The following is a 26,628-nucleotide window of genomic DNA, read 5'->3' on the forward strand; positions in this document are numbered from 1 at the left end:
TCAGGCCCCGAGATCGGCGCGGATTCCCCAGGTGCCCTGCCAGGTCTCGGCCGGGGCCAGCTCGATCAGGTCCCGGCCCGAGCGCATCGCGTCAGGCGGGCAGGTCATCGGCTCGATCGCGACCGCGCGGCGGTGCCGCTCGCCGGTCAGCGTGTGCGCGGTGAACAGCTGCCACCAGTGGAAGTTCTGATCCGCCCAGACGTGCACCGCACGCCCGTCCGGCGCGCTGATGCTGACCGTCGAGCCGCCGTCGCCGTCGCGCACCAGGTCACCGAACGCGGTGTCCAGCTCCAGCGCGCCGATGCGCCGCGGCTCGGTGAAATCGAACTCGCCGCCGGCCACCTTCGCCGCGCCGATCGGCAGCATGCGGCCGTCGACCAGCAGCCGGGTCCGGGCGGGCACGGTGAGCGTCAGCTCGTCCACCGGGACGCCGGGAATGCGCAGGTAGGGGTGCGTGCCGACGCCGAACGGCGCGGTGTCGCCGGAGCGGTTCACGACGCTGTGCGTCACCGCCAGCCCGTTCTCGCCCAGCCGGTACTCGACCAGCAGGCCCAGCCGCCACGGGTAGCCGATCTGGGGCTCCAGCCCGCACTCCACCGCGAGCAGGCCGTCCTCGGCGTTCACCACGTGCCAGGGAAGCCAGCGGACCAGGCCGTGGATGGCGTTGTGCAGAGTCGGCTCGCTCAGCGGAAGCTGGTGCGCCTGACCCGCGTGGCGGTAGTGGCCGTCGCGGATCCGGTTCGGCCAGGGCATCAGCAGCTGGCCGGAGCCGGCCGGGCAGAGCTCGCCCTCGGCGTACCCGTCGAGGATCTCCGTCCCGCCCACGGTATAGCTGCGCAGACCGCCGCCGACCTCGACGACGGTAGCGGTCTGGTCACCGTGGCTGAGCGTCCATTGGGTGCCGGACGGCCGAAAGTTGGTCACGATCTCGCACCCTACATTGCTTTCTAAGGCGCGAGGCGCTCCACGATCCACCTGTCCGCGCCGCCGCTCGTGTCCCTGCGGAAACGGAGCCGGTCGTGCAGCCGGCTGCGCCTGCCCTGCCAGAACTCGACGGTCTCCGGCTCCACCCGCAGGCCGCCCCAGTGCTCGGGCAGCGGCACCTCCGCCTCCGCCGGGAACGACTGCTCCGCGGCGGCGTACGCGTCCTCCAGCGCCTGCCGGCCGGGCAGCACCGACGACTGCGCGCTGGCCCACGCGCCCAGCTGGGCCCCGCGCGGGCGCAGCCGGAAGTACTCCTCGCTCACGTGCCGGTCCACCGGTGTGATCCGCCCGCACACCACCACCTGGCGGCCCATCGCGAACCACGGGAAGAGCAGGCTGGCGTACGGGTTGGCCAGCGCCTCGCGGCCCTTGCGCGAGGCGTAGTTGGTGAAGAACACGAAACCGCGCTCGTCGTACCCCTTGAGCAGCACGGTGCGGCTGCTCGGCCGCCCGTCGGCGTCGGCCGTGGCGACGATCATCGCGTTCGGCTCGGGCAGGTCCGCGGCGACAGCCTCGGCGAACCACCGCCCGAACTGGGTGGACCAGTCCGCGGCCAGGTGCTCTTCGACGAGCGGCTCCTCGCGCACGGCCGGGCGGTGCGCGGCGGCGGGCTCGTATTCACGGCGCATGCGCGCCAGGTCGTGGGGCGCGGCGGAGGGGCCGGTGGTCAAGGTGTGCTCCAAGTCACGTAGTCATCCTGTCGCACTGCGTATCAGCAGTGGAAATCGTGTCGTGCCAGCTCGCCACCGGTGGAAATCCCGTTGACAAGCCCGCCGCCCGCCGAAGATGTCGCTTCCGGCACGTGCGGGGCGGGTCGCCAAACGGTTACCCGCGGGGCAAGATGTTGCTCGAACTGAACCTAACCTCAGGTCCACGAACCGGGAGAACGACATGTCCGACTTCAAGCCGGGCCTGGAGGGCGTGATCGCCTTCGAGACCGAGATCGCCGAGCCCGACAAGGAAGGCGGTTCGCTTCGCTACCGGGGCGTCGACATCGAGGATCTGATCGGCCAGGTCTCCTTCGGCAACGTCTGGGCGCTGCTGGTGGACGGCAAGTTCGGCCCGGGCCTGCCGCCCGCCGAGCCGTTCCCGGTGCCTGTGCACTCCGGTGACATCCGCGTCGACGTGCAGTCCGCGGTGGCCATGCTCGCCCCGTACTGGGGCCTGGGACAGCTGCTCGACATCTCCGACGAGCAGGCCCGCGAGGACCTCGCCCGGGTGTCGGTGACCGCGCTGTCCTTCGTGGCGCAGTCGGCTCGCGGCCTGGGCCTGCCGGCCGTGCCGCAGAAGGAGATCGACAAGGCGCAGACCATCGTGGAGCGCTTCATGAAGCGCTGGCGCGGTGAGCCCGACCCGCGGCACGTCAAGGCCGTCGACGCGTACTTCATCTCCGCCGCCGAGCACGGCATGAACGCCTCCACCTTCACCACCCGGGTCGTCGCCTCCACCGGCGCCGACGCCGCGGCCTGCATCTCCTCCGGCATCGGCGCGCTGTCCGGCCCGCTGCACGGCGGCGCGCCCTCGCGGGTGCTGCACATGATCGAGGGAGTGGAGCGCTCCGGCGACGCCGAGGGCTACGTCAAGGGCGTGCTGGACCGCGGCGAGCGGCTGATGGGCTTCGGCCACCGGGTCTACCGGGCCGAGGACCCGCGTGCCCGCGTGCTGCGCCGCACCGCCAAGGAGCTGGGCGCGGCCCGCTACGAGGTGGCCGAGGCGCTGGAGAAGGCCGCGCTGGCCGAGCTGCGCGCCCGCCGCCCCGACCGGGTGCTGGAGACCAACGTCGAGTTCTGGTCCGCGGTCGTGCTCGACTTCGCCGAGGTCCCCGCGCACATGTTCACCTCCATGTTCACCTGTGCCCGGGTGGCCGGCTGGTCCGCGCACATCCTGGAGCAGAAGAAGCTGGGCCGCCTGGTCCGCCCGTCGGCGACGTACGTCGGCCCGGGCACCCGCAAGGCGCAGCAGGTCGAGGGCTGGAACGCCATCAGCCACCACTGACCCGTGCTTCCGCACGCGAAGGGCGCCCGCACAACGGGCGCCCTTCGTGCGTGAGGACCGTCACGGGGGAAAGGGTGGGACGTCGGGCGGAGGTGGCTCGTTGACGTGGGAGAATGCGGCATACGGCAGCGTCGCCGATGCTCTCTCGCACGATCTGACACGCCTGAAGGACTGATGTCATGGCCGAGACGCCGATCAAGATCCCTGCCGAGCTCCTGCCTGTCGACGGCCGGTTCTGCTGCGGCCCGTCCAAGGTACGGCCCCAGGCGGTGGAGGCGCTCAGCTCGGTCGCCGGCTCCTTCCTCGGCACCTCGCACCGGCAGAAGACGGTGAAGAACCAGGTCGCCCGCTTCCGGCAGGGGCTGGCCGACTTCTTCGGCCTGCCCGAGGGCTATGAGGTGATCATCGGCAACGGTGGCACCACCGCCTTCTGGGAGGTGGCCGCGTTCTCCCTGATCGAGGACCGGGCGCAGTTCGCCACGTTCGGCGAGTTCGGCGCGAAGTTCGCCAAGGCCGTCAAGGACGCCCCGTTCCTGGGCGCGCCGACGGTCCACAAGGGTGAGCCGGGCAGCGCCGCGTTCCTGGTCGCCGAGGAAGGCGTGGACGCCTACGGCATCACGCAGAACGAGACGTCGACCGGTGTCGCGGTGCCGGTGCAGCGGGTGGCGGGGGCCGACCCCGGCGCGCTGATCCTGCACGACGCCACCTCGGCCGCGGGCGGCCTGCCCGTGGACCTGACCCAGAGCGACGTCTACTACTTCGCGCCGCAGAAGTGCTTCGCCTCGGACGGCGGCCTGTGGATCGCCATCCTCTCGCCGGCCGCCATCGCGCGCGCCGAACAGATCAAGGCGGGCGGCCGCTACATCCCGGCGTTCCTGGACCTGGTCACCGCGATCGAGAACTCGCGGCTGGAGCAGACCCTGAACACGCCCGCGCTGGCCACCGTCTTCCTGGCCGCCGAGCAGACCGACTGGATGAACGCGCAGGGCGGCCTGTCCTGGGCGGCGCAGCGCACCGCGGAGAGCGCCGAGATCCTGTACCGCTGGGCGGAGAAGTCGCCGGCGGCGACGCCGTTCGTGACGGACCCCGGGCTGCGCTCCAATGTGGTCGCCACGATCGACTTCAACGACGGCGTCGACGCGGCCGCGATCGCCAAGACACTGCGCGCCAACGGCGTGGTCGACACCGAGCCCTACCGCAAGCTGGGCCGCAACCAGCTGCGCGTCGCGCTCTACCCGGCCATCGAGCCGTCGGACGTGCAGGCGCTGACCGCGAGCATCGACTACGTGATCGAGCAGCTGTAGACCGATCAGCGCACGTGATGTGGCGGGGCCCGAAGGGCTCCGCCACATTTTTGTCCGCGTACCGGTGAATGCCTGCGGCATTTGGGGCGATTAGAGGGTGTCTTGGATAGGCTCGCCCCTTCCGCCGGGTGTAGCCGGCGGGACAGCTGGGCAAGCGCCAGAGGTGAGCCCGACCGACCAGCGCAAGGGGTCCCTCCGGTGACGAGGCAGCAGGAAGCGAGCACACCGCACGTGGCACGCGGTGGCCCGGCCCATGCGGTGACGCGGGCGGTCCAGCACCCGGCCAGGCTCCGGCCCGCAGCGCCGGCCAGGCCGGAGACCGCTCGGCCGGACGTCGCGGCTGCGCCCGCGGAGCAGGCGGCCCCGCCCCGGCGGCTGCTGGTGCTCGACGGGCTGCGGCTGGCCGCGGCACTGCTGGTGGTCGCCCATCACCTGGTACGCGGACCGTGGGGCGTCGAGCCCGGCTCGCTGTTCGGACCGCTGGCCGCCGTCGCCTCCTTCGGCTGGCTCGGCGTGAACCTGTTCTTCCTCATCAGCGGGTTCGTCATCTGCCTGAGCAGCTGGGGCCGCGGCCTCGGCGAGTTCGCGGTGTCCCGGGCGGTCCGGCTGTTCCCGGCGTACTGGGTCGGCGTCGTGCTGACCACCGCGGTGCTGGCCGCCTGGCCGGCGCTGCGCGGGCCGCTGCCCGCCCCGGAGTCGCTGGTCAACCTGACCATGCTGCAGAGCGGGCTGGGCGTCACCGACCAGGACTGGTCCTACTGGTCGCTCGGCGCCGAACTGCGCTTCTACCTGCTCTTCGCGATCGTGGTCTGGCTGGGCGTGACCTGCCGCCGGGTCGTCTACTTCTGCACCGTGTGGACGCTGGTCGCCGCGTTCTCCACCACCTGGGACCAGCGCTGGATCGACAACATGATCGTGCCGGAGTTCGCGCCGTACTTCGTCGCGGGCGTGGCCCTGTTCCTGATCCACAGGTTCGGCGCCAACCTGCTGCTGTGGGGGCTGGTCGGGGTCAACTGGCTGATCGCGCTGTACCGGCTGCAGGGCTACCCGGCCCTGGCGCACTTCCACCTCGACTGGTGGAGCGTCGCCGCCGTGGTCACCGGCTGCTTCGCGCTGCTGGCGGCGATCGCGCTCGGCGCGTTCCAGCGCGTCTCCTGGCGCTGGCTGACCGTCGCGGGCGCGCTGACCTATCCGCTCTACCTGATCCACCAGGCCATCGGGCAGACACTGATCCTCGCCCTACGCGACCGGGTGCCGCACTGGCTGCTGCTGGCCGGGATCGTCGCGCTGATGCTCGGCGTCGCCTGGCTCGTCCACCGCTATGTGGAACGTCCGCTCGGCGGCCGCCTCAAACGGAGTCTGACCACCTCGCTCGCAGCCGTACGCAGGGGCTGAACCGGCCCCACCGGCCACCGTGGACACGGGGACATGCCCGCACGCGAATGTGAGCGTGTCGTCAGAGTCGGCGTGGCGGGTGCGCGGGGGTGCCTTCAACGCGTACGGTGTTGTCTTGGGAACGTCATACCGTGGCCGGGAGCTCCCCCCGGCAGCCACGGCATGGACCGGGCACAGGGGACGGAGGCTGACGATGCGACCCGTACGGTTCGTCGCCCTCTCCGAAGACGGCCAGGCGCTCGTCCTCGCGGACGAGGTCGGTCGTCTACTGGCGCTGCCCATCGACGACCGCGTCGCCTCGGCGACGCATCCCGACCGCGGCTCCGGCGCGCACACGATGACCATCACCGCGTCGCCCTTCGACGCCGCCACCGTGCTGTCCCCACGGGACATCCAGTCGCGCATCCGCTCCGGCGAGAGCGCCGACGACGTGGCCCGCATCGCGGGCGTGCCGGTCGACCGTGTGCTGCGCTACGCCGGCCCGGTGCTGCAGGAGCGGGCCATGCTCGCCCAGCACGCGCGCCGCACCCGGCTGAAGAGCTCGGACAAGGGCGCGACCCTCGCCGACGTCGTGGACGGCCGGCTGGCCCAGCACGGCATCGACACGGAGAAGATCTCCTGGGACGCCTACCGGCGCGACGACGGCACCTGGCGCATCGTCGCCACCTGGCCGTCGGGCAAGGCCACCGCGCAGGCGATCTGGGAGCTCGACCGCAACCGGCAGTCCGTGTCGCCCTATGACGACATGGCGCAGTACCTGTGCGCCGAGCGTCCCACCCAGATCCTGGGCCAGGACCCGACCGCGGGCCAGACCGCCGCGCCCAGCCGCAGCGGCCACGGCCTGCCCTCGGCCGGCGACACCGCGCGCCGCCCGGGTCGCGACCCGATCCGGGCCGGCCGCGACGCGCTGGTCGCCGCGATGGACCGGCCCCTGGGCAGCGGCCCCGGCCGCGGCCTCGACGTGCCCTCCGACGCGCCGCGCCAGCGCCCGGCCAGCGCCGTGCTGGCAGGTGGCCGGGACAGCAGCGCCTTCGACGAGGACGCGGACGCGCCCAAGGAGGTGCCGGCCGTGCCGTCGCTGGCCGTGCTGCGCCCGCGCCGGCAGCCCGTCGACAACAACGCCGCGAGCGGCACCGGCGACAAGCCGCGCAAGCGCCTGCCGAGCTGGGACGACGTGCTCTTCGGCGGCGCCCCGGCGGCCCGGGAGAACTGACCTCGTTTTGGCCTGCTCGTTTCGGGACGCTTGAGCGTCCCGAAACGAGCAGGCCATATCACTTTCAACCCTGCCGGGAGCCGTGCGGACGGGGATAGGGTGAGGACTCATGGAGTTCACCACTGTGGGCCGTACCGGCCTGACCGTCAGCAGGTTCTGTCTCGGGACCATGAACTTCGGCCCCAAGACGTCCGAACCGGACAGCCACGCCATCATGGACCGCGCCCTCGATCACGGCATCAACTTCTTCGACACCGCCGACGTGTACGGCTGGAAGCTCGGCGAGGGCGTCACCGAGCAGATCATCGGCAACTGGTTCGCGCAGGGCGGGGGCCGCCGCGACAAGGTCGTGCTGGCCACGAAGGTGTACGGCAAGATGGGCGAGTGGCCCAACGAGCAGGGCCTGTCCGCCCGGCACATCGTCAAGGCCGCCGACGCGTCGCTGCGCCGCCTGCAGACCGACCACATCGACCTGTACCAGATGCACCACGTGGACCGGAAGACGCCGTGGGACGAGATCTGGCAGGCGATGGAGACCCTCGTCGCCGCCGGCAAGGTGCTCTACGTCGGCTCGTCCAACTTCGCCGGCTGGCACATCGCGGCCGCGCAGGAGGCCGCTCGCAGCCGCCACTTCCTCGGCCTCGTCTCTGAGCAGTGCATCTACAACCTGATGACCCGTGCCGTCGAGCTGGAGGTCATCCCCGCCGCGCAGCAGTACGGCGTGGGCATCATTCCGTGGTCGCCGCTGCACGGCGGGCTGCTGAGCGGAGCGCTCCGCAAGATCAAGGACGGCACGGCGGCACGGTCCGGCGAGGGCCGCGCCAACGACACGCTCGCCGAGCACCGCGGCACCATCGAGGCGTACGAGAAGCTCTGCGAGTCGCTCGACGCCGACCCCGCCGACGTCGCGCTGGCCTGGCTGCTGTCACGACCCGGCGTGACCGCCCCGATCATCGGCCCCCGCACCGCCGAGCAGCTCGACAAGACCCTCGGCGCGCTGACCCTCACCCTGGACGAGGACACCCTGACCCGCCTCGACGAGCTGTTCCCGCCCGTCGGCAAGGGCGGCCCGGGGCCCGAAGCCTGGGCCTGGTGACCCGACCACCACCCGCTCCGAGCGCGGTCTCGGGCTCAGAGCGGGTGGTGGGCGAGCGGCGTATAGGACGGATTCGGTCCGAGCATGCTGCGGACCAGGACGAGTTCCGTGACGGGCCAGGTCGGGCCGGTGTAGTCGCGCAGCACGGCCAGGTCGGCGGTGAGGTCGGCGTGGCCGATCCGGTCGCCGGGGCGGGCGACGGTGAGGTGCGGGGCGAACCGCTTGTCGTCGGGATGCAGGCGGTGTGCCCGCAACTCGCGGCGCACCGCGCGGCCCACCCGGGTGAGGCCCTCGACGTCACCCTCGACGCCCGCCCAGAGCACCGTGGAACGCCCGTGGCCGAACTTGCCGCCGCCGCGGATCCGCAGGTCACCCACCGAACCCTCCACCGCGGACACGGCCAGCGCGGCCGATCCGGCCGACTCGTCGGGCACCTCGCCCAGGAACGCCAGTGTCAGGTGCCAGCGCTCGGTGGGGGTGACCCGTGCGCGGGCCAGTCCGACGGCGAGGCCCTGCACCACGGTGGCCAGATGATCCACCGCCTCCGGAGGCGGAAATACGGCGACGAACAGGCGCATCAGCCGTCCGCGAGGACCACTCCAGCCGCGATGAGCGCACCCTCGACGCGTACCCGCTCGATCTGCAGGTCGAGGCCGTCCACCTCGGTCAGATGCTCGTCGATGCCGAGGCACTGGCACGCATCGCGCAGCGCCTGGTCGTAGCCGGCATCGTCGCGGGGCAGCTCGCGCAGCCGGTCGACGATCTCCTCGAACGGCACCAGCGTCGGCCCGGCCGGCGCGGGCTGCGGCAGCCAGGCGGGCGCGAGGCCGACCGCGCTGAGGCGCTCGGCGGCGAACTGGACCATGCTCTCCCGGGCGGAGCCCATGGCGACCGTGGCGACCCGGGCCGCGGCGACCCAGGGCGGGCCGGCGGGCGGGGCCGGGGCGAACGCGCGCTCCAGCCGGTCCAGGGTGCGCTGTTCGTGCCAGGACTCGCGGACCTGCTCGGCCCGGGTGCGCATCTGCGTGACGACGTCATCGGCGCAGATCACCGCGGCGATGGCCGCCGGCATACCGACGAGCGCCATCACTCCGAGAGTGAGCGGAAGAGCGCTGTCGGTCGCCACATCAAACGACACTATGCCCATCGGTCCTTTCACCGCCACTCGATAGCCGTCACCGTCACTCGACCGGCGCCTGGTGTGCAGGTCAGGCATCTCCCGCCATGAGGTCAGCCATCGACGACGACCGTCCGGCACAGCTTGTCGGCCAGCGTCTGCCGCTTGGCGTCCCACAGCGGGAACAGGAAGCCCAGGTAGCAGATGACGGCGTCGACGAGATGGGCGAGATCGCGCAGGAACGCGCGCCCCGCGCCGACCGGGGTGCCGGTGGCGTCGCCGACCAGCCTGACGCCCAGCAGCCTGCGCCCCCAGCTCAGTCCGGTGTCCCCGGCCTGGATCCACCGGTTGTAGCCGACGACCGCCAACCCGAGCAGCAGCACGCTCCAGTAGACGACGCCGCCGCCGCTCGGCGGGCCGGGCACGACCTGCCCGGTGCGCGGATCGAGCGAGGGCACGACCACGTCAGGGCCGTCCAGCACGGAGGCGAGGACGACGAACGCGGCGGCGATCGCGAGGTCGATCAGCGCCGCGCCGACGCGTTTGATCCAGGATGCGTAGGTCACGCCTGCTCCGGTGGGGGTGAGGGGGCGGCATGATCGCGGTCTCGGGTCAGAAACTGAGGTCAGACCGCGGGTTCTGACCTCAAACAGCGATCACGGAGTGGTCGACGCGGCGGCGCTACTGGGTCGCGGTGCCCAGTAGGTCGCGGAGCTTGGCGACGAGGGCGGCGTCGCCGGTGGCGGTCACCGTGGCGTCGTCCGCGCGTCGCCAGAGCCAGCGCAGCAGTGCGTCCGGCGTGCCGGTGACCTCGGCTGCGGCCGGCGCGTCGCCCTCGGACACGGCGAGCGTGTCCGGTCCGATCGCGACCAGCCAGCGCCGCCCGCCCGCGGCCATGGCGACGGACCGGCCGTCGGTGCCGGTCAGGCCCGCGACGAAGTAGTCGTGCCAGGCGCCGACGCTGTATTCCAGGAAGATGCGCAGCACCTCGTCGATGCCGTCGAGGGCCAGGTCGTCGGGCACGTCGACGGACGGCACCGCGGCCGCCAGTTCGGCGTCGATCCTGTGGATCACGGTCTCCTGGGCCATCCGCCGACGCCAGAAGCCGACCGTGGGGTCCGGCGCGTACCAGTTGCCGGCGGGCTCGTCGTCGGCGCGGACGGCGAGTTCGGCGGTCAGCTCCAGGTAGGCCCGGTGCAGCTGGGCCTGGGTGTCCTCCTGGGCGAGCTCGGCGGGCGGCCAGTCGACCGGCTCGGCCTTGTCCCGGATGCAGGCGACCTTGTGCAGGTAGACCGCGGCGACATGACGGTCCAGGTCGTCGACCGTCCAGCCGGGGCAGGTCGGCACCGGCCGGTCGAGATTGCCGGAGCTGACCTCGACCAGCCGGGCGAAATCGGAGTCGAGTGCGGCACGGAAGTCCATGGACCGCATTCCATCACGCGGCGGCGACACTCTCCTGACGTACGACCCGCACCCACGGCATGGGCAGAGCCTGGAAGGCCAGCCGGTCCCCGGCGTGCCGCAGCTGCCACACGAGCGCCCCCAGCGCCGCGAGCAGGGAGACCACACCGCCGAGCCAGATACTGGCCGCAGCGCCGAAGTGCTCCGCGACCCAGCTGATGGCCATCGAGCCGATGGGCGCGGTGCCCATGAAGATCAGCACGTACAGCGCCATCACCCGGCCGCGGAACGCGCCCTCCACGCCGAGCTGCACGCGCTGGTTCGCGGCCTGGCCCAGGAAGACCGAACTGAACCCGGTCGGCACCAGCAGCAGCAGGACCAGCCACTTGTACGGCGCGAAGCCCACCGCGATCGCCAGCAGGCCGAACGCGACCGCAGCCGCGAGCAGCAGGTAGACCGAGGGGCGGCTCTTGCGGGCGGTGCCCGCCAGCGCGCCGGCCAGCGCGCCGACCGCCAGCGCCGTGTTGAACAGGCCGAAGGTGGCCGCACCGGTGGCGAACACCGTCTTGGCCAGCAACGCGAGGGTGAGCTGGAAGTTGTAGCCGAACATCGCGATCACGAACATCATCGCCATCGGCAGCAGCAGGTCGTGCCGGGTACGCACGTAGCGCAGCCCGTCGGCCACCTTCGCCTCGGCGCGCTCGTCACGGGGCAGCAGCTCGGGGCGGTGCAGCTCGGTCGGGTTCATCCGGGCCTGCATGAGCACCGGCGCGATCGCCATCACCGTGCTGACCAGGAAGACCGGGCCGGTGCCCAGCCAGGCGATGGCGACACCGGCCAGCGCCGGGCCGGTGATGCGGGCGGTCTGGAAGGTGGCGGCGGACAGGGACAGGGCGTTGGGCAGCAGCGGCTTGCCCACCAGCTCCGACACGAACGCCTGGCGCACCGGCGTCTCGATGGCCTGGGCCACGCCGAGCAGGCCCGCGAAGATCATGATGTGCCACAGCTCGATGACCCCGGTGGCGATCAGGACGGCCTGCGCGATGGCCAGCACGGCCCACACGCCGTTGGAGACCATCAGCAGGGTGCGCTTGTCGAAGCGGTCGGCGAGGGTGCCGGCGTACAGGGTGAGCAGCATGACCGGCACGAACTGGAGTGCGGTGACCAGGCCGAGCGCGGTCGGGGAGTCGTTGCTCAGCTCCAGGACCAGCCAGTCCTGGGCGACGTACATCATCCACACGCCGATCAGCTTGACCAGCTGACCGCTCGCGAAGAGCCGGTAGTTGCGAACCGTCAGGGAACGGAAGGTGGTGCTCAGTCTTGCCCGCACGCGGAGTGCGCCTCCTCGGATAGCCTTGCCGCCGCTCACCGGCCGGGGTGTCCCGGTCGGATCGGACGGATCAGGCCTCCGCTTGCCCTGATCGCGAGTTCCCCCGCGATCAGTCGCGCGCGAGCCGCTCCAGCAGTGCTGCGGCACGTACCACCGTGTCGCGTTCCTGGGCGGTGAACCCCGCCAGCTTGCCGGCCAGCCATTCGTCGCGCACCCGCTGGTAGTCCTCCAGCACCGCGAGCCCCTGTTCGCTGGGCGACAGCAGAACCTGCCGCCCGTCGGTGGGGTGCGGCGTCCGGCTGATCAGACCGCGTTCTTCCAGCTTCGCCACGATCTTGGTCATCGTGGGCGGTTGCACCCGCTCCGCCTCGGACAGCTCGCGCGGGGTGAGCGCGCCGCCGATCCGCAGGCTGGTGAGGGCCGAAAGCTGGGTCACGGTGAGATCGCCGACCGGGCGCTCCTGGCGCAGCCGACGGTTGAGCCGGGTGATGGCGTCGCGAAGCCGCTCGGTCAGCTCCTCGGGAGAAGCTTGCGTCACCATCACCACCTGCTCCGTCACGCTCATTAGCTTAGCTAATAAGCCTGGCTAACGATATCCTTTTACCCAGGTGAGCGCGGTCACGCTCTCAGAAAACCAGCTTCTCGAGCGCGCCCACGGCGAAATAGAGGACGAAGAGCAGCGCCACGATCCACAGCAGCGGATGAACGTCGCGAAGCTTGCCCTTACTCGCCTTGATCAGGACATACGTGATGACGCCCGCACCGATGCCGTTCGAGATCGAGTAGGTGAACGGCATGATCACGATGGTGAGGAACGCCGGGATGCCGATCTCGTAGTCGGTCCAGTCGATGTTGCGCACCGCGGTCATCATCAGGAAGCCGACGACCACCAGCGCCACCGAGGCCGCCTCGAACGGCACCACGGTGACCAGCGGGGCCAGGAACATCGCCAGCAGGAACAGGCCACCGGTGACGAGGTTGGCGAAACCGGTCCGCGCGCCCTCGGCGACACCCGCCGCGCTCTCGATGTACGACGTGTTGCTCGACGTGCTCGCCGCACCGCCGGCCGCGGCCGCGATCGAGTCGACCAGCAGGATCTCCCTGGTACGCGGGACCATGCCGTCCTCGGTCAGCATGCCGCCCTCCTGGGCGACGGCGACCATGGTGCCCATCGTGTCGAAGAAGTCGGTCAGCAGCAGCGTGAAGACGAACATCGCGCAGACCACGATGCCCGCGGTCTGCCATCCGCCCAGCACGTTGAAGTTGCCGAGCAGAGACAGGTCGGGCAGGCCGACCCACTTGTCCGGCACCACCGGCACGTTCAGCGCCCAGCCCGCCGGGGTGCCCGCCGGGCCGCCCATCGGGCCCACCTGCGTGATCGCCTCGACGATGATCGCCAGGATGGTCGAGCCGATGATGCCGATCAGGATCGCGCCCTTGACCTTGCGCGCGACCAGCACGATCGTCGCCAGCAGGCCGATCACGAAGACCAGGCCCGGCCAGGTCACGATCTTGCCGCCGATGCCCAGCCCGATCGGCGGCGAGCCCTGCCCGGTCGAGCGCACGAACCCGGCGTCGACGAAGCCGATGATGGTCAGGAAGAGGCCGATGCCGACGCCGATCGCCGTCTTCAGCTGCATCGGCACGCTGTGGAAGACCGCCACCCGCAGGTTGGTCAACACCAGGATCGCGATGATCACGCCCTCGATGACCACCAGACCCATCGCGTCGGCCCAGGTCATCAGCGGCGCGATCTCGTACGCCACGAGGGCGTTGACGCCGAGGCCCGCCGCCAGCGCGAGGGGGAACCGGCCGACGACACCCATCAGGATCGTCAGCAGGCCCGCCATCAGCGCGGTGGCCGCCGCGACCGCGGCCAGCGGGAGCGTCGCGCCGTCGATGTCCTTGCCGCCGCCGAGGATCAGCGGGTTCAATACCACGATGTAGGCCATCGTGAAGAAAGTGGCCAGGCCACCACGCACTTCGCGGGACATCGTCGACCCGCGGGCGGAGATCTCGAAGTAGTGGTCGAGGCCTCCGACCACACCAGGACCAGCTGTGCTCATGGGGCGCATCGTTCCAGATCGAAGGCCGATTGTGTACCGACCCACGGAGATCGTCCCGCAACGACCCGGCTGGTGAGCCCCCGACCTGGCCTGCCGGGTCACCGAAACTCCAAATCAGCGATGAGGAAGAATGGGGAATGTGACCAGGACCGCCACCCGCGCCCCGAAAGTCGATCAAGCCTGTGCCGAGGCCGTGGACATCGCACGTGCCGCGATCACCGAGGAAGCCGGGCACCTCGGCGAGCATCTGAACGTGGTCGCCGAAGGCGATCGTGTGGTCACCCACTACTTCGCCTGTGACCTGCCGGGCTACCGCGGCTGGCAGTGGGCCGTCACGGTGACCCGCGCCCCGCGCAGCAAGCACGTCACCGTCTGCGAGACCGTGCTGCTGCCCGGCGGCGACGCGCTGCTCGCGCCCGGCTGGGTGCCCTGGCACGAGCGGCTGCACCCCGGCGACCTGGGCGTCGGCGACCTGCTGCCCACGCCCGAGGACGACGACCGACTCACGCCCGGCTACATGCTCGGCGGCGACCCCGAGGTCGACGAGGTCGCCTGGGAACTCGGCCTGGGCCGCCCGCGGGTGCTGTCGCCGCTGGGCCGCGAGGAGGCCGCCCAGCGCTGGTACGACGGCGAGAACGGCCCCGACGCCCCGATCTCGCTGGCCGCGCCCCGCACGGCACGCTGCGTGTCCTGCGCGTTCTACGTGAAGCTGGGCGGCTCGCTGGGCCGCATGTTCGGCGCCTGCGCCAACGTGTACGCCCCCGACGACGGCCGGATCGTCTCCCTGGACCACGGCTGCGGCGGCCACAGCGAGGTCCTCATCGACGAGACCGTCATCCCCGCCCCGCCCACCATCTACGACGACGGCATCGTCGACGAGGTCGAATAACCCGCGGCCGCGTCCCGCCCGGCCTCCGATGGCTGCAGTTTCCCTGAAACTGCAGCCATCGCCGTCTCCATGGCCGCACTTTCCCCGAAACTGCACTGCCGCCGTGCGGCACCGCGCTGCCGGAGGCGGGCCGCGGGGCGTGGACCGCGGTCAGGGGCGGAGTGCGGTCAGGGGCGGAGTGCGGTCAGGGGCGGAGTGCGGTCAGGGCGGTGGCGGCGGTGGTGAGGGCGGCGAAGGCGTCGCCGATGCGCCAGGCGGCGCGGTCGCGGGGGCCGACGACGTTGGAGATGGTGCGCAGTTCGGCGAAGGGCAGGCCCGCGCCCTGCGCGGCGCAGGCGACGCCATAGCCCTCCATCGCCTCGGCGACCGCGGTCGGATGGCGGCGCAGCAGCTCGGCGGTGCCCTCGGCGGTGCCGGTGACGGTGGAGACGGTCAGCACCTCCCCGGCGACGGCGTCCGGCAGCGCCTTCCGCAGGGCGGCCAGCAGTGCGGCGTCCACCTCGGCCACCGCACTGCCGAAACCCAGCTCGTCGAGGCTCAGGAAACCCTGCGGGGAGTCCGCGCCCAGGTCCGCGGCGACACAGCGGGTGGCCAGTGCGATCGCGCCCGGGTCCAGGCCGATGCCGCCGCCGATGCCCGCCGACACGACCGCCCGGTAGCGGTCTCCGGCCAGCGCCAGCAGCCGCGCCGTGCCCGCGGCGGCCGCCGCCGGGCCGACCCCGACCGGGGCCACGGTCACGTCCGTGCCCGGCGGCAGGCCGCGGGACAGCGCCTCGGCCTCGGCGGCGACCGCCGTCACGACCAACAACGTCACTTCTTCCTCCCCTCGTCGCCGGACGAGTCCAGCGACGACGGACGGTACACGTGGAAGCCCTCCGGGATGGTGCGCTGCTCCTGCTGCGGCAGCCGCTTGGCCGTCGGCGCGGGCGGGATCGGCTTCGCCGGGCCGGGCACCGGGCCGCCCGGCGCGGGCAGCCGTAGCGCCAGCAGCGCGCCGACGGACAGGCAGAACACGGCCGTCCACATCGGCCAGCCCGCCACGAACGCGCCGATGACCAGGCCGGTCACCCCGGCCACCAGGCCGGCGATGAGGGCGTACTGCACGGCCCGCCACAGCGCGCCGAACACGGGCCCGCCGGACGGCAGCAGGCGCCGCAGCAGGGCCAGGTGCACCACCCACTGCGGCAGGATCAGCGCCACCAGCACCAGCAGCAGGACCCAGCTGGACAGCCACTGCGCGGCGAGCAGCGTCGCGACGGCCCGCCCGACCAGCAGCAGTCCGATCAGCGCCCGCCCCGCCGCGGGTGCGCTCGCGATGGCCAGCCCTGCAGGCACGGCCACCAGCACCCCGGCCCCGAAGGCCAGGGCGAGGTCCCTCGATCCGGGCGCACCGACCGCCCAGACGAGGCCGGCCAGCAGGGACAGGTCCGCGGCGACCACCACCGCGTGCAGGTCGTAGAGGCGGGCGACGCCGGTGACGCCGCCCGAGCCCTGCACCCGGATCCGCAGGGCGGTGCGGCTGAGCCAGCGGATGCCGACGACCGATCTGCTCACCGTGGCGATGAGCATCCGAAAGGTCCGGACCACGACGTCCGCGAAGGTCTGGAGCGCGCGCAGCAGGGGCATGGTGCCTATCCTGCCAGCGCGTACGCTGTTGTCGTGCCCTTGGAACCACCCAAACCGCTGGACCCCCCGACCGTCCCCTTCGCCATCGGCGGCATGGCCGCGTTCGCGCTGGTCGGGCTCGTGTTGCTGTTCTTCCGCGACTGGCTGTCGGCCAACGGTCACGAGAGCTGGCTGTGGATCTGCGTCGCCGGCGTCGTCTGGGGCCTGCCCGGACTGGCCACCATGATCGTGCACGACCGGCACCGGAAGGCGCGCCGCTCATGAGGATCGCCTTCTCGCCGTGCCCGAACGACACCTTCGTCTTCCACGCGCTCGTGCACGGCCTGGTGCCCGGTGCGCCGGAGCTGGACGTCACCTTCGCCGACGTGGACGTCACCAACACCGCCGCCCTCGACGGGCGCTTCGACCTGGTCAAGGTCAGCTACGCGGCGCTGCCGTGGCTGCTGGACACCTACGAGCTGCTGCCGTGCGGCGGGGCGCTGGGGCGCGGCTGCGGCCCGCTGCTGCTGACCGTTGATGGGGAGCCGCCGGTGGGCCGCCGTCCAGGCGGAGCGCCGGGACGAGCCGCCAGCGGAGCCGGCCGCGCCGACATCACCGGCGCGACGGTCGCGGTGCCCGGCGACCGCACCACGGCTTACCTGCTCTTCCGGTTGTGGGCGGAGCAGACCGGGCAGATCCCCGGGCGCATTGAGGTGGTGCCGTTCCACGAGATCATGCCGGGGGTCGCGGCCGGTCGTTACGACGCCGGCCTGGTCATCCACGAGGCCCGGTTCACCTACCAGCGGTACGCGCTGACGAGCCTGGTCGACCTCGGCCAGTGGTGGGAGTCCGACACCGGCCTGCCCATCCCGCTCGGCGCGATCCTGGCCAAGCGCGGCGCCGTCGACGCCGCGGCCGCCACCGACTGGGTCCGGGCCTCCGTCCGGGCCGCCTGGGCCGACCCTGAGGCCAGCCGCGCGTACGTGCTCGCGCACGCCCAGGAGATGGAGCCGGCCGTCGTAGACCAGCACATCAAGCTGTACGTCAACGAGTTCACCGAGGACCTCGGCCCCGACGGCCACGCCGCCGCCCGCGCCCTCCTCCACCGCGCCGCCAACGCCAACCTCGTCCCCCCCGTCACCCTCTGACCCCCCACGCCCCACACATGGCACAACACTTGAAGACTTGCGCCCTCACGAGTTCGTGAGGGCGCAAGTCTTCAAGAGTTGCCACAGGCCGGAGGGCGGGGTCGCGCCGGGTCCGGCCGGGCCAAGCCGCGGAGTGGGCCGTCAGACCTCGAGATCGCGGGCGATCGTGTGGAGGGCGTGGGCGAGGGCCTGGGCGGTCTTCTTCTCCGGGAAACGGCCACGCTTGAGGTCGGGGAGGATCTTCGACTCCAGTACCTTGATCATGTCCTCGATCAGAGTGTTGAGCTCGTCGGCGGGGCGGCGGCGCAACTCCTGCAGCGAGGGCGGCGCGTCGATCAGCTTCACCTGCAGCGCCTGGTCGCCCTTGCGGCCCGCGGCGACCCCGAACTCGACCTTCTGGCCGGGCTTGAGTTCGCCGACGCCCTCAGGCAGCGCGGCCTTGTGCACGAAGACGTCGCCACCCTCGTCACGGGTTAGGAAACCGAATCCCTTCTCCGTGTCGTACCACTTCACGCGACCCGTAGGCACTGCTGCACACCTGCTTCTTTCCCCGAGGGCGCCAGGCGCCCGGCACGTCCGATCGGCCACGCCGGTGGTGGCCCGCAGACAAGGCTAGCGATCGTGATCCGGGAGCCCAACGGGAATCCCCGCTTCCGCGTCATCGTCCCGTCCTTACGTCTGCCGCGCGCGGACCGCGGACCCGATAGCGTGGAGGCACGATGAGCACCGAGCTGTCCGACCAACTGCGCGCGCTGTCCGACGACGCCCTCGGCGCGCTGCTGCGCCTGCGCCCCGACCTGATCACCCCCGTACCGACCGACCTGACGGTGCTGGCCGCACGGGCCCAGACCCGGGTGTCGGTGGCGCGCACGCTCGACACGCTCGACCGGTTCACGCTGGAGGTCCTCGACGCGGCCCGGTTCACCCGGTCCCCATCGGACGGCACCACCTCGGCCGCCGCGATCGTCGCCATGGCCTGCGCGCCGACCGGCGGGCCGGAACCGGCCCGGGTCACCGAGGCGATCGAACGGCTGCGCGCCCGGTTCCTGCTCTACCCGGCGAGCCATGGCGAGCAGGACACGCTGCGGCTGGTGCCCACCGTCGACGAGGTCTGCTCGCCGTACCTGGCCGGGCTCGGCCGTCCCGCGGTCGAGCTGGACACCGCCGCCGACCTGAAGGGCGCGGTCATCGCGCTGGTCACCGACCCCGCACGGCTGCGCCGTACCCTGCTGGCGGCGCCGCCCGCCGCCCGCGCGGTGCTGGACCGGCTGGCCGAGGGCCCGCCGGTGGGCACGACCACCAATCGCACCGAGCCGGTGGCCTGGCTGCTCGAACACCACCTGCTGGTGGAGACCGCGGAGGGAGCCGTCGAGCTGCCCCGCGAGCTGGGACTGCTGCTGCGCCGCGACCAGGGTCCGCTGGGGCCGCTGCACCCGCTGCCGCCCACCATCAGCGCCGCGCCGCGTGCGGTGACCACGGTGGACCGGGCCGGCGCGGGCCAGGCGATGACCGCGGTGCGCCATACCGAGGACCTGCTGGAGGCGTTGAGCGACGAGCCCGCCGCGGTGCTGCGCGCCGGCGGCATCGGGGTACTGCCGCTGCGCCGCCTGGCCAAGGCTGCCGGGATCGCCGAGCCGCTGGCCGGACTGCTGCTGGAGACCGCCGCCGCGGCCGGGTTGATCGGCGAGCTCGAACTCGGCTCGGAGCTGGCGTTTCTGCCCGCGGCCGGCTACGACCAGTGGCGGGTGGCGCCGCTGGCCCAGCGGTGGACGCTGCTGGCCGGCGCGTGGCTGGCGATGTCGCGCCAGCCGGGCCTGGCCGGGCAGCGCGATCTGAAGGACAGGCCGCTGACCGTGCTGTCGCCGCAGTTGGAGCGGGCCGGCACCCCCGCGGTCCGCCGGGCGGTGCTGGCGGCGCTCGGTGAGCTGGTGCCGGGGACCGGCCCGGACGCTGACGAGCTGCTGGAATGGCTGCGCTGGCAGGCGCCGCGACGGCTGCGGGGGCGGGAGGATCTGCACCGCGAGGCGCTGGCGGAGGCCGCCGACCTGGGCATCACCGCCCTGGGCGCGCTGACCGGGTACGGCCGGGTGCTGGTGGAGCAGGCGGCCGCGGCGTGGACCGACGACGACCCGCTCGGGCGGCGGCCGGAGGCGGAGCTGCCCCCGGAGGAGACTCCGGTGGCCGTCGCGCTGGCCAAGCTGCTGCCACCGCCGGTGGACCACGTGCTGATCCAGGCCGACCTGACCGTGGTGGTTCCGGGGCCGCCGGAGCCCACGCTCGCCGCCGAGCTGGACCTGGTCGCCGAGCACGAGTCCGGTGGCGGGGCCAGCGTCTATCGGGTCACCGCCGCGAGCCTGCGCCGGGCGCTGGACGCTGGGTACGCCGGGCCGGACCTGCACACGCTGTTCGCGCGCCGCTCCCGGACGTCGGTGCCGCAGGCGCTGAGCTACCTGGTGGACGACGTGTCGCGTACGCACGGCGGGCTGCGCACCGGCACCGCCACCAGTTACCTGCGCAGCGACGACGAGGGCCTGATCTCGGCGGCGCTGGCCGACCGCCGCCTGACCGGGCTGCAGCTGCGCCGGCTCGCACCGACGGTGCTGGTGACCCCGTTCAGCTCGGCCCGGCTGCTGACCACGCTGCGCGACGCCGGATACTCGCCGGTGCCCGAGGACGCCACCGGCGCGGCGGTGCTGACCCGGCCGAAGGTGCGCCGTGCGGCGGCCCGGACCGCGCTGGAGCCGTCGCCCGACGCCCTCGACGCCCCCGGGCTCACGGCGCCGCGCCTGCTCGGCATCGTCGAGGAGATCCGCCGCGGGGACGCCCGCGCCCGCGCCGCCCGCCGCGCGCCCGCCGAGGTGCGGGCCGCCGCCGGGCAGCCGATGTCCAGCCTGACCGCGGTGCAGGCGCACAGCCACGCGCTGGCCGTGCTGCAGCAGGCGGTCCGCGACAAGGCCAAGGTCTGGGTGGGGTACGTGGACGCGCACGGCGCGAACGCCTCGCGGCTGGTCCGGCCGGTGTCCATCGGGGCGGGCTACCTGCGCGCCGAGGATGACCGCACGCAGACCCTGCACACCTTCGCCCTGCACCGGATCACTGCGGCCGCCCCCGCCGACTGACGGTCGCCGCTCGAGCTGGCCCGGGTCTGCCACTCTCGACGCCGTGGACCCCACCCGCCGCGCCCGGCTGCTCCTGCTGGCCGCCCTGCTGCTCGGATCGGGCGGCTGGTTCACGCTGTCCTGGGGTCTGCTGGGCACCGCCCCGGCCGACGCCGCCAACGAGGCGGCGGGGGCCGCGCTGGGGCTCCTGATCCTCATCTCGGTCGTCGGCACGGTGCGCCGCCACCGCCGATGATCATCGCAATATCCCTCTAATGCCTGGCATTTCAGCCGTAATCCGGCACCGGATGGCACGCTGGAACCGGGAAGGGATGAGGGATGCGATGACGACTGACCAGGAGACGGCGACCGAGCAGACCGAACCGCCGCGCCCCGCGGCGCGGGGACCTTCACGCAGCATGGTCATGATCGCCGGTGGGGCCGTCGGCGGGCTGGTGGCCTGGTTCTTCTACGCCTGGCTGGGGCTGCGCCGCAACGTGGTGGACGCGGCCGGGGAGTCGATCGGCAGCGGCATATTCCTGCTGCTGGTGCTGTCGGTGGCCGGGGCGACCTACCGCAGTCGCAGGTGACTGTCCGAGAAGGGTGATGGGCCGTGGCTGCCCCTAACCGCCACGGCCCATCCGACGTTGCGCTCGCCCCCGTTTGGCGCCCCGAACGCGCACGGCAATCGGATTACGCGTCCCGCACGGTAAGCGGTTGCGGCCCTGCATCGATTCAGGCCGAAAGACTGATCGTCATCGACCGTTCGGGGGAGGACCGGTCAGGTGCCCGGTCGGCGACCGAAAATCTTGACCGCGGTACCGCTCTTGAGCGTGTTCCAGTACTTCTGGGAGTCACCGGGCAGCAGGTTGACACATCCGTGCGAGCCGATGCTGCTGTTGTGGATGTAGGTCGTGGTGGTGTGGAAACCCTTTCCCTCCACGATCCGCTGCCACAGGGGCAGCCAAACGTCCCAGTCCGTGGACCAGTTCTTCGTCTGCCGATCGTGGATCTTGTACGAACCACTGGGGGTGGGGAATCCGGCCATGCCCGTCCGGGTCACGGTCGGACCGTAGATGACCTTGCCACCGCTCATGATCCAGGTGGTCTGGTTGGTCAGGTCGATGCACGCGGTGAGCGCGGTGCCCGCGTTGCAGTTGCTCGGCTTCGACTTCAGCAGGCGCTGCGACACACCGCGGGTCAGCGGGCCGGCCTTGCCGTTGACGGGCCGGATGTCGAAGCGCTGCTGGAACTTCTTGATCGCGACGCAGTCGGCGGCGGACTGCTTGCCGTCCACCGTGACCTTGCCGTATCCGCCGAGCGTGGCCAGGGCCTGCTCGACGACCTTCTGATACTCCCCCTGCGGGCAGCCGGCCGGTGACGGGCTGGTCGTCGGCTTCTTCGTCGGCGAGGGCTTCACGCTGGGCGAGGGCTTCACGCTCGGCGAAGGCTGCACGCTCGGCGCCGGGGCGCTCGACGCGGGTGCCGGGATGGGCTGATCGGTCGGTGCGGCCACGAAGTCCGGCTGCCCACCGGCAGTGTTGTCCTTCGGGTCGCAGGCGGCCGCAAGGGCCAATGTCGTGACTGCCAACAGGCCCACGAGTAAACGGCGCACCAGGCCTCCCCAGGTTCGATATCGCCGGTGTCGGGACTATAGACGCTCCTGCTGGAAGCAGGGTTGCCAGCCGTTCGGTCAGAGCGTGGGAGACTGGACTGTTGACCCTCAGTTCCCCAGCGCGAGGTGAGCATGACGAACGGCCCGCTGATCGTCCAGTCCGACAAGACCCTGCTGCTCGAGGTGGACCACCCGGACGCGACCGCGTGCCGGATGGCGATCGCGCCGTTCGCCGAGCTGGAGCGCTCACCCGAGCACATGCACACGTACCGGCTGACGCCGCTCGGGTTGTGGAACGCCCGCGCGGCCGGGCACGACGCCGAGAGCGTGGTGGACGCGCTGCTGCGCTTCTCCCGCTACCCGGTGCCGCACTCGCTGCTGGTCGACGTGGCCGAGACGATGGACCGCTACGGCAGGCTGCAGCTGCTCAACGACCCCGCCCACGGGCTGGTGCTGCGCGGGCTGGACCGTGCGGTGCTGGTCGAGGTGGCGAAGTCGAAGAAGGTCGCCGGGATGCTCGGCGCGCAGCTCGATCCGGACACCATCGCCGTGCACGGGTCCGAGCGCGGCCACCTCAAGCAGGTGCTGCTCAAACTCGGCTGGCCCGCCGAGGACCTGGCCGGGTACGTGGACGGCGAGGCGCACCCGATCGCGCTGCGCCAGGACGGCTGGCAGCTGCGCTCCTACCAGCGCGAGGCCGTGGAGCACTTCCAGGCCGGCGGCTCGGGCGTGGTGGTGCTGCCCTGCGGCGCGGGCAAGACGCTGGTCGGCGCGGCCGCGATGGCCGACGTCAGTGCGACCACGCTGATCCTGGTCACCAATACCGTGGCCGGCCGGCAGTGGCGGCGGGAGCTGCTGGCCCGCACCACCCTCACCGAGGAGGAGATCGGCGAGTACTCGGGCGAGCGCAAAGAGATCCGCCCGGTCACCATCGCCACGTACCAGGTGCTCACGACCCGGCGCAACGGCACGTTCCCGCACCTCAACGTGTTCGACGCGCGCGACTGGGGCCTCATCGTCTACGACGAGGTGCACCTGCTGCCCGCGCCGATGTTCCGGTTCACCGCCGACCTGCAGGCCCGCCGTCGGCTGGGCCTGACCGCCACCCTGGTCCGCGAGGACGGCAAGGAGGGTGACGTGTTCAGCCTGATCGGCCCCAAGCGCTACGACGCGCCGTGGAAGGACATCGAGTCCCAGGGCTGGATCGCCCCCGCCGACTGCACCGAGGTCCGGGTCACCCTGTCCGACGCCGACCGGCTGACCTACGCGGCGGCCGAGCCGGAGGAGAGGTACAAGTTCGCGGCCACCGCGAAGGCGAAGCTGCCGGTGATCGAGGCGCTGATCGAGCGGCACTCCGACGAGCAGGTCCTGGTGATCGGGGCCTACCTGGAGCAGCTGCACGAGATCGGCCGCTACCTGGAGGAGAAGGGCGTGTCCGCGCCGATCGTGCACGGCGGCACCACGAACAAGGAGCGCGAGCGGCTGTTCGACGCGTTCCGCGACGGTTCGGTGCGCACCCTGATCCTGTCCAAGGTCGGCAACTTCTCCATCGACCTGCCCGAGGCGGCAGTGGCCGTTCAGGTGTCCGGCACGTTCGGCTCGCGCCAGGAGGAGGCGCAGCGCCTCGGCCGGGTGCTGCGGCCCAAGGGCGACGGCCGCCAGGCGCACTTCTACACGGTCGTCTCCCGAGACACCATCGACACCGAGTACGCCGCCCACCGCCAGCGCTTCCTCGCCGAGCAGGGCTACGCGTACACCATCGTCGACGCCGACGACGTGCTCAGCGGCCCCGCAGGCGGCTGAGCACCCGCGCGACCTCCGGAAAGTCGGCCTCGACCGCCGGCAGCGCCCGCACCGCCACCCGGTGCTCCTCACCCTCCGCGAACCCCGGGACGGCGAGGAGCACCGGCGGCGGCAACACAGCCACGAGCCGCACCCTGAACTCGATCAGCCCGCTGTGCCACCGCAACGGCCCCGCCGCCCGGGGGTCGAGGTCACGCCACACGAAATCTCGCGCCTTCGCGTCATAACGCCGCACGCCCACCTGGTGGACCCACCCGGCCAGCTGCTCGACCTCATGCTCGGCCACCATCAGATCGAGTCCGGACGCCGCGACCGGAACCCCGTGCAGCAGCGCCACGCACTCCCCGTCGAACAGGTAGGCGAACCCTGGGCGATGCAGGACGCTCAGTAGCGCCATGTCCGCCACGACCATGGCTCGACGTTGCGGAAGTTCGTCCCGCACCTTCTCGATCATTTCGTCACGGTGGGCGCCTGCCGCCTCGACATCGACCCGCAACTGCAGTCCGAGCCCGGCGAACAGCCGATCGGCCAGCAACGTGCTGCCCCGGCGGCGACCCGACTCGAAGCGGGACACGGACTGGCGCGTGACTCCCGCCCGCTCCGCCAGCCCTTCCTGGGTGACGCCACGGCGCTCGCGCTCCCGCTGCAGCAGGAAGCCGAGCTGCCGGTCCAGTCGCGCCTCGTCGTCAGCCATGACCCATGTTCGCGCGATGCCCGAACTCTCGACAGCCCCTGTGGACAACGCGGTGTGGCCTGTGGATATCCGGCTCCGGGAGGGTATCGCGTTGCGCGGCGCTCGTTTCGGGACGCTCAAGCGTCCCGAAACGAGCGCTCGCCGGTGACATGTAGCTGCCGGACGCCTGACGGAGCGTGCTGCGCCAGCCCCGGCCCGTAGGCAAGCGGCCAGCCGCTCAGGTCTCCGTGAGCAGGACGGCGTGCAGGTCGCCGAGGCGGGCGGCGCGGTCGAGGACCTCGGCGGGGCCGAAGGAGGCCGCGGTGAAGTCGGCGTGGGCGACTTCGTCCCAGGTCAGGGGGGCGGAGACGGTAGGCGTGGGGCCGGCGCGCAGGGAGTACACGCATACCGTCGTCTTGGCCTGGTTGTTCTGGCTCCAGTCGATGAAGACCTTGCCGGGCCGCAGCTCCTTGGCCATCTGGTCGGTGACCATGTCCTTGGCGGCCGCGGCGAACTCGGCCGCGATGTCCCGGGCGTAGCTCATGACCTCGTCGAAGGTGCCCGCAAAGGTGCTGCTGACCTGCATGCCTTTACGACCGGAGGTCTTCGGGAAGGCTTCGCGGCCGTCGACGGCCAGGCGCTCGCGCAGGGCCAGCGCGACGGCGCGGCACTCGTCGAGGCCCGCGGGCGGGCCGGGGTCCAGGTCGAAGACGACGCGGTCGGGGCCGGGGGCGCCGACCTTCCACTGGTGGGTGTGCAGCTCCAGGGCGGCGAGGTTGGCCAGCCAGACCAGGGTGGCCGGCTCCTGGCAGATGATCAGACCGTCGGGCGAGACCGGCACCCAGGCGGGCTTCTTGGCCGGGGCGTTCTTCTCGAAGAAGCCGGGGCGGTCCGCACCGTCGGGGAAGCGGATGCGGGTCAGCGCGCGGTCGGTCAGGTGCGGCAGGATCACCGGCGCGATCCGATGGTAGTAGTCGATCACCTCAGCCTTGGTGGTGCCGTCGGGATAGAGCGGCTTGTCCAGGTTGGACAAGGTCAGCTCGCGGGAGTCGACGCTGACCTTCATCCGCAGTCCTCGCCCAGACAGTCGCCGGGCAACTTGTCCGGGCGCAGCCGCAGGAAGATCGGAAAGCGCAGGCGGCCGTCGGGCGTGATCTCGCTGTAGCGGACCTCGACCACCAGCAGCGGCTCCACCCAGGTTCCCGGTTCGGCCGGGCCGGCGAACGGCGAGGCAGGACGGACCAGGTCCCGTAACACGGGCAGCAGCGCCCGTTCGGTGCGCACGGTCAGCCCGCCGCCGACCCGGCCCCGGTAGCGCAGCGTGCCGTCCGGCAGCGGGGTGCCGATGAGCAGCGCGCCCAGCGGGCGGGCCCCGGCGCGCCAGCCGCCGATCACGAAGTCGCCGGTGCGGACGAACTTCCACTTGATCCAGTCAGGTGAGCGCACCCCGGGCTGGTATCGCGAGGCCCGGCGCTTGGCCATCACGCCTTCGAGGCCGAGTTCGCGGGCCGCCGCCACGGTGGCCGGGCCGTCGTCGAAGCTCGGTGACACGGTCGCCGCCGGGGAGACCGCGGGTAGGCGCAGCCCGTCCAGCACCTCGCGGCGCTGGTCGTAGGTCAGCTCCGGGCGGATCACGTCGAAGGCGACGTACACCGGGGCGGCGCCCTGCTGCATGGCGTGGAAGCTGGGCAGCCCGGCCGCGTCGAACGCGACCAGTTCGCCGTCGAGCACCTCGGGGACCTGCGGCAGCGCGGGACCGGCCAGCTGCCGCCCGGACCGGCCGAGGAACCGCCCGCCCGCGTAGACGGCCCGGTAGCCGTCCCACTTCACCTCGTACGCCCACAACGGTCCGCTCGGCAGCGGGCCGGCCGTAGCCAGCATCGGCGCGATGGCGGC

The 26,628-nt window shown here is 71.9% G+C and carries 28 protein-coding genes; 12 read left to right on the plus strand and 16 right to left on the minus strand.

The features are described 5' to 3' along the window. On the minus strand, positions 1-924 hold the full coding sequence (locus FLL47_RS25085; RefSeq protein ID WP_246158564.1) for an aldose 1-epimerase family protein: 924 nt from the start codon (positions 922-924) through the stop codon (positions 1-3). 23 nt (positions 925-947) lie between these two features. Beyond that, positions 948-1,613 carry a pyridoxamine 5'-phosphate oxidase gene (gene pdxH, locus FLL47_RS25090; RefSeq protein ID WP_144123357.1) on the minus strand — a complete coding sequence of 222 codons (666 nt, stop codon included), beginning with the start codon at positions 1,611-1,613 and terminating at the stop codon, positions 948-950. A 262-nt stretch (positions 1,614-1,875) separates the two neighbouring features. Between pdxH and FLL47_RS25095 the strand changes: the two genes are divergently transcribed. The 5 genes from FLL47_RS25095 (at position 1,876) to FLL47_RS25115 (ending at position 7,987) form a co-directional block, all read left to right on the plus strand. Next, positions 1,876-2,979, plus strand: coding sequence for a citrate synthase 2 (locus tag FLL47_RS25095; RefSeq protein ID WP_144123037.1), 1,104 nt, complete (start codon positions 1,876-1,878; stop codon positions 2,977-2,979). 179 nt (positions 2,980-3,158) lie between these two features. Then, positions 3,159-4,283 carry a phosphoserine transaminase gene (gene serC / locus FLL47_RS25100; protein ID WP_144123038.1) on the plus strand — a complete coding sequence of 375 codons (1,125 nt, stop codon included), beginning with the start codon at positions 3,159-3,161 and terminating at the stop codon, positions 4,281-4,283. 198 nt (positions 4,284-4,481) lie between these two features. Then, positions 4,482-5,678: an acyltransferase family protein gene (locus FLL47_RS25105; protein WP_186315902.1), complete on the plus strand. Its 1,197-nt coding sequence runs from the start codon at positions 4,482-4,484 to the stop codon at positions 5,676-5,678. Positions 5,679-5,871: 193 nt separating this feature from the next. Beyond that, a complete protein-coding gene (gene sepH, locus FLL47_RS25110) occupies positions 5,872-6,891 on the plus strand; it encodes a septation protein SepH (RefSeq protein WP_144123040.1) in 1,020 nt (339 codons plus the stop codon). Between the two features lie 109 nt (positions 6,892-7,000). Then, a complete protein-coding gene (locus tag FLL47_RS25115; RefSeq protein WP_144123041.1) occupies positions 7,001-7,987 on the plus strand; it encodes an aldo/keto reductase in 987 nt (328 codons plus the stop codon). A gap of 35 nt (positions 7,988-8,022) precedes the next feature. Here FLL47_RS25115 and thpR read toward each other — a convergent pair whose 3' ends face one another. From thpR to FLL47_RS25150, 7 genes are all read right to left on the minus strand, one after another. Next, on the minus strand, positions 8,023-8,565 hold the full coding sequence (gene thpR / locus FLL47_RS25120; RefSeq protein WP_144123042.1) for an RNA 2',3'-cyclic phosphodiesterase: 543 nt from the start codon (positions 8,563-8,565) through the stop codon (positions 8,023-8,025). Further along, the gene (locus tag FLL47_RS25125) at positions 8,565-9,074 is read right to left on the minus strand and encodes a hypothetical protein (protein WP_144123043.1); all 510 of its coding nucleotides are present in this window, start codon (positions 9,072-9,074) and stop codon (positions 8,565-8,567) included. The genes thpR and FLL47_RS25125 overlap by 1 nt, the downstream gene beginning before the upstream one ends. A 143-nt stretch (positions 9,075-9,217) precedes the next feature. Then, positions 9,218-9,670, minus strand: coding sequence for an RDD family protein (locus FLL47_RS25130; RefSeq protein WP_222106199.1), 453 nt, complete (start codon positions 9,668-9,670; stop codon positions 9,218-9,220). Between the two features lie 115 nt (positions 9,671-9,785). Next, a complete protein-coding gene (locus FLL47_RS25135; RefSeq protein ID WP_186315903.1) occupies positions 9,786-10,526 on the minus strand; it encodes a maleylpyruvate isomerase family mycothiol-dependent enzyme in 741 nt (246 codons plus the stop codon). 13 nt (positions 10,527-10,539) lie between these two features. Next, positions 10,540-11,835, minus strand: a complete 1,296-nt coding sequence (locus FLL47_RS25140) for an MFS transporter (protein WP_144123046.1) — start codon at positions 11,833-11,835, stop codon at positions 10,540-10,542. A 109-nt stretch (positions 11,836-11,944) separates the two neighbouring features. Then, a complete protein-coding gene (locus FLL47_RS25145) occupies positions 11,945-12,394 on the minus strand; it encodes a MarR family winged helix-turn-helix transcriptional regulator (RefSeq protein ID WP_407924714.1) in 450 nt (149 codons plus the stop codon). Between the two features lie 67 nt (positions 12,395-12,461). Continuing rightward, a complete protein-coding gene (locus FLL47_RS25150; protein ID WP_246158566.1) occupies positions 12,462-13,901 on the minus strand; it encodes an NCS2 family permease in 1,440 nt (479 codons plus the stop codon). A gap of 130 nt (positions 13,902-14,031) precedes the next feature. Between FLL47_RS25150 and FLL47_RS25155 the strand changes: the two genes are divergently transcribed. Next, positions 14,032-14,790, plus strand: coding sequence for a DUF3027 domain-containing protein (locus FLL47_RS25155; RefSeq protein WP_144123049.1), 759 nt, complete (start codon positions 14,032-14,034; stop codon positions 14,788-14,790). Positions 14,791-14,974: 184 nt separating this feature from the next. Here FLL47_RS25155 and FLL47_RS25160 read toward each other — a convergent pair whose 3' ends face one another. Beyond that, positions 14,975-15,604, minus strand: coding sequence for a futalosine hydrolase (locus FLL47_RS25160; RefSeq protein ID WP_144123050.1), 630 nt, complete (start codon positions 15,602-15,604; stop codon positions 14,975-14,977). After that, positions 15,601-16,416, minus strand: a complete 816-nt coding sequence (locus FLL47_RS25165) for a hypothetical protein (protein WP_144123051.1) — start codon at positions 16,414-16,416, stop codon at positions 15,601-15,603. Before FLL47_RS25165 ends, FLL47_RS25160 begins: the two co-directional genes overlap by 4 nt. Positions 16,417-16,449: 33 nt before the next feature. Here FLL47_RS25165 and FLL47_RS25170 point away from each other — a divergent pair, with 33 nt between their 5' ends. Continuing rightward, positions 16,450-16,680, plus strand: coding sequence for a DUF2530 domain-containing protein (locus tag FLL47_RS25170; RefSeq protein WP_144123052.1), 231 nt, complete (start codon positions 16,450-16,452; stop codon positions 16,678-16,680). Further along, positions 16,677-17,543 (plus strand): 1,4-dihydroxy-6-naphtoate synthase, encoded by an 867-nt coding sequence (locus tag FLL47_RS25175; RefSeq protein ID WP_144123053.1) that lies wholly within the window; start codon positions 16,677-16,679, stop codon positions 17,541-17,543. The genes FLL47_RS25170 and FLL47_RS25175 overlap by 4 nt, the downstream gene beginning before the upstream one ends. A gap of 141 nt (positions 17,544-17,684) precedes the next feature. On the opposite strand, the gene FLL47_RS45010 is transcribed toward FLL47_RS25175, so the two are convergent. Continuing rightward, positions 17,685-18,071: a cold shock domain-containing protein gene (locus FLL47_RS45010; protein WP_144123054.1), complete on the minus strand. Its 387-nt coding sequence runs from the start codon at positions 18,069-18,071 to the stop codon at positions 17,685-17,687. A 191-nt stretch (positions 18,072-18,262) separates the two neighbouring features. On the opposite strand from FLL47_RS45010, the gene FLL47_RS25185 reads away from it, so the two are divergent. The 3 genes from FLL47_RS25185 to FLL47_RS25195 all read left to right on the plus strand — a co-directional run bounded on the left by FLL47_RS25185 (position 18,263) and on the right by FLL47_RS25195 (position 21,231). Beyond that, the gene (locus FLL47_RS25185; protein WP_144123055.1) at positions 18,263-20,662 is read left to right on the plus strand and encodes a helicase-associated domain-containing protein; all 2,400 of its coding nucleotides are present in this window, start codon (positions 18,263-18,265) and stop codon (positions 20,660-20,662) included. Between the two features lie 43 nt (positions 20,663-20,705). Then, a complete protein-coding gene (locus FLL47_RS25190) occupies positions 20,706-20,897 on the plus strand; it encodes a hypothetical protein (RefSeq protein ID WP_144123056.1) in 192 nt (63 codons plus the stop codon). An 88-nt stretch (positions 20,898-20,985) separates the two neighbouring features. Further along, positions 20,986-21,231: a hypothetical protein gene (locus FLL47_RS25195; protein ID WP_144123057.1), complete on the plus strand. Its 246-nt coding sequence runs from the start codon at positions 20,986-20,988 to the stop codon at positions 21,229-21,231. 191 nt (positions 21,232-21,422) lie between these two features. Here FLL47_RS25195 and FLL47_RS25200 read toward each other — a convergent pair whose 3' ends face one another. Further along, positions 21,423-22,256 (minus strand): L,D-transpeptidase family protein, encoded by an 834-nt coding sequence (locus tag FLL47_RS25200; RefSeq protein ID WP_144123058.1) that lies wholly within the window; start codon positions 22,254-22,256, stop codon positions 21,423-21,425. 132 nt (positions 22,257-22,388) lie between these two features. On the opposite strand from FLL47_RS25200, the gene FLL47_RS25205 reads away from it, so the two are divergent. After that, positions 22,389-24,059: a DNA repair helicase XPB gene (locus tag FLL47_RS25205; protein WP_144123059.1), complete on the plus strand. Its 1,671-nt coding sequence runs from the start codon at positions 22,389-22,391 to the stop codon at positions 24,057-24,059. Here FLL47_RS25205 and FLL47_RS25210 read toward each other — a convergent pair. From FLL47_RS25210 to FLL47_RS25220, 3 genes are all read right to left on the minus strand, one after another. Beyond that, positions 24,037-24,753: a helix-turn-helix transcriptional regulator gene (locus tag FLL47_RS25210; RefSeq protein ID WP_144123060.1), complete on the minus strand. Its 717-nt coding sequence runs from the start codon at positions 24,751-24,753 to the stop codon at positions 24,037-24,039. The two genes, FLL47_RS25205 and FLL47_RS25210, sit on opposite strands and share 23 nt — an antisense overlap. A gap of 217 nt (positions 24,754-24,970) precedes the next feature. Further along, positions 24,971-25,798: a non-homologous end-joining DNA ligase gene (ligD, locus tag FLL47_RS25215; protein WP_144123061.1), complete on the minus strand. Its 828-nt coding sequence runs from the start codon at positions 25,796-25,798 to the stop codon at positions 24,971-24,973. After that, positions 25,795-26,613, minus strand: coding sequence for an ATP dependent DNA ligase (locus tag FLL47_RS25220; RefSeq protein ID WP_144123359.1), 819 nt, complete (start codon positions 26,611-26,613; stop codon positions 25,795-25,797). Before FLL47_RS25220 ends, ligD begins: the two co-directional genes overlap by 4 nt. Between the last annotated feature and the right edge of the window lie 15 nt (positions 26,614-26,628).

Source organism: Catellatospora sichuanensis, assembly GCF_007483665.1.
Lineage (GTDB): Bacteria > Actinomycetota > Actinomycetes > Mycobacteriales > Micromonosporaceae > Catellatospora > Catellatospora sichuanensis.

What these genes read in the sequence shown, in the direction of transcription:
- pdxH (WP_144123357.1), bottom strand. Translation starts at nt 1,613, where the DNA reads ATGCGCCGTGAATACGAGCCCGCCGCCGCGCACCGCCCGGCCGTGCGC.
- FLL47_RS25095 (WP_144123037.1), top strand. Translation starts at nt 1,876, where the DNA reads ATGTCCGACTTCAAGCCGGGCCTGGAGGGCGTGATCGCCTTCGAGACC.
- serC (WP_144123038.1), top strand. Translation starts at nt 3,159, where the DNA reads ATGGCCGAGACGCCGATCAAGATCCCTGCCGAGCTCCTGCCTGTCGAC.
- sepH (WP_144123040.1), top strand. Translation starts at nt 5,872, where the DNA reads ATGCGACCCGTACGGTTCGTCGCCCTCTCCGAAGACGGCCAGGCGCTC.
- FLL47_RS25115 (WP_144123041.1), top strand. Translation starts at nt 7,001, where the DNA reads ATGGAGTTCACCACTGTGGGCCGTACCGGCCTGACCGTCAGCAGGTTC.
- thpR (WP_144123042.1), bottom strand. Translation starts at nt 8,565, where the DNA reads ATGCGCCTGTTCGTCGCCGTATTTCCGCCTCCGGAGGCGGTGGATCAT.
- FLL47_RS25125 (WP_144123043.1), bottom strand. Translation starts at nt 9,074, where the DNA reads ATGGCGCTCGTCGGTATGCCGGCGGCCATCGCCGCGGTGATCTGCGCC.
- FLL47_RS25135 (WP_186315903.1), bottom strand. Translation starts at nt 10,526, where the DNA reads ATGGACTTCCGTGCCGCACTCGACTCCGATTTCGCCCGGCTGGTCGAG.
- FLL47_RS25150 (WP_246158566.1), bottom strand. Translation starts at nt 13,901, where the DNA reads ATGAGCACAGCTGGTCCTGGTGTGGTCGGAGGCCTCGACCACTACTTC.
- FLL47_RS25155 (WP_144123049.1), top strand. Translation starts at nt 14,032, where the DNA reads ATGGGGAATGTGACCAGGACCGCCACCCGCGCCCCGAAAGTCGATCAA.
- FLL47_RS25165 (WP_144123051.1), bottom strand. Translation starts at nt 16,416, where the DNA reads ATGCCCCTGCTGCGCGCGCTCCAGACCTTCGCGGACGTCGTGGTCCGG.
- FLL47_RS25175 (WP_144123053.1), top strand. Translation starts at nt 16,677, where the DNA reads ATGAGGATCGCCTTCTCGCCGTGCCCGAACGACACCTTCGTCTTCCAC.
- FLL47_RS25185 (WP_144123055.1), top strand. Translation starts at nt 18,263, where the DNA reads ATGAGCACCGAGCTGTCCGACCAACTGCGCGCGCTGTCCGACGACGCC.
- FLL47_RS25195 (WP_144123057.1), top strand. Translation starts at nt 20,986, where the DNA reads ATGACGACTGACCAGGAGACGGCGACCGAGCAGACCGAACCGCCGCGC.
- FLL47_RS25205 (WP_144123059.1), top strand. Translation starts at nt 22,389, where the DNA reads ATGACGAACGGCCCGCTGATCGTCCAGTCCGACAAGACCCTGCTGCTC.
- FLL47_RS25210 (WP_144123060.1), bottom strand. Translation starts at nt 24,753, where the DNA reads ATGGCTGACGACGAGGCGCGACTGGACCGGCAGCTCGGCTTCCTGCTG.
- ligD (WP_144123061.1), bottom strand. Translation starts at nt 25,798, where the DNA reads ATGAAGGTCAGCGTCGACTCCCGCGAGCTGACCTTGTCCAACCTGGAC.
- FLL47_RS25220 (WP_144123359.1), bottom strand. Translation starts at nt 26,613, where the DNA reads ATGCTGGCTACGGCCGGCCCGCTGCCGAGCGGACCGTTGTGGGCGTAC.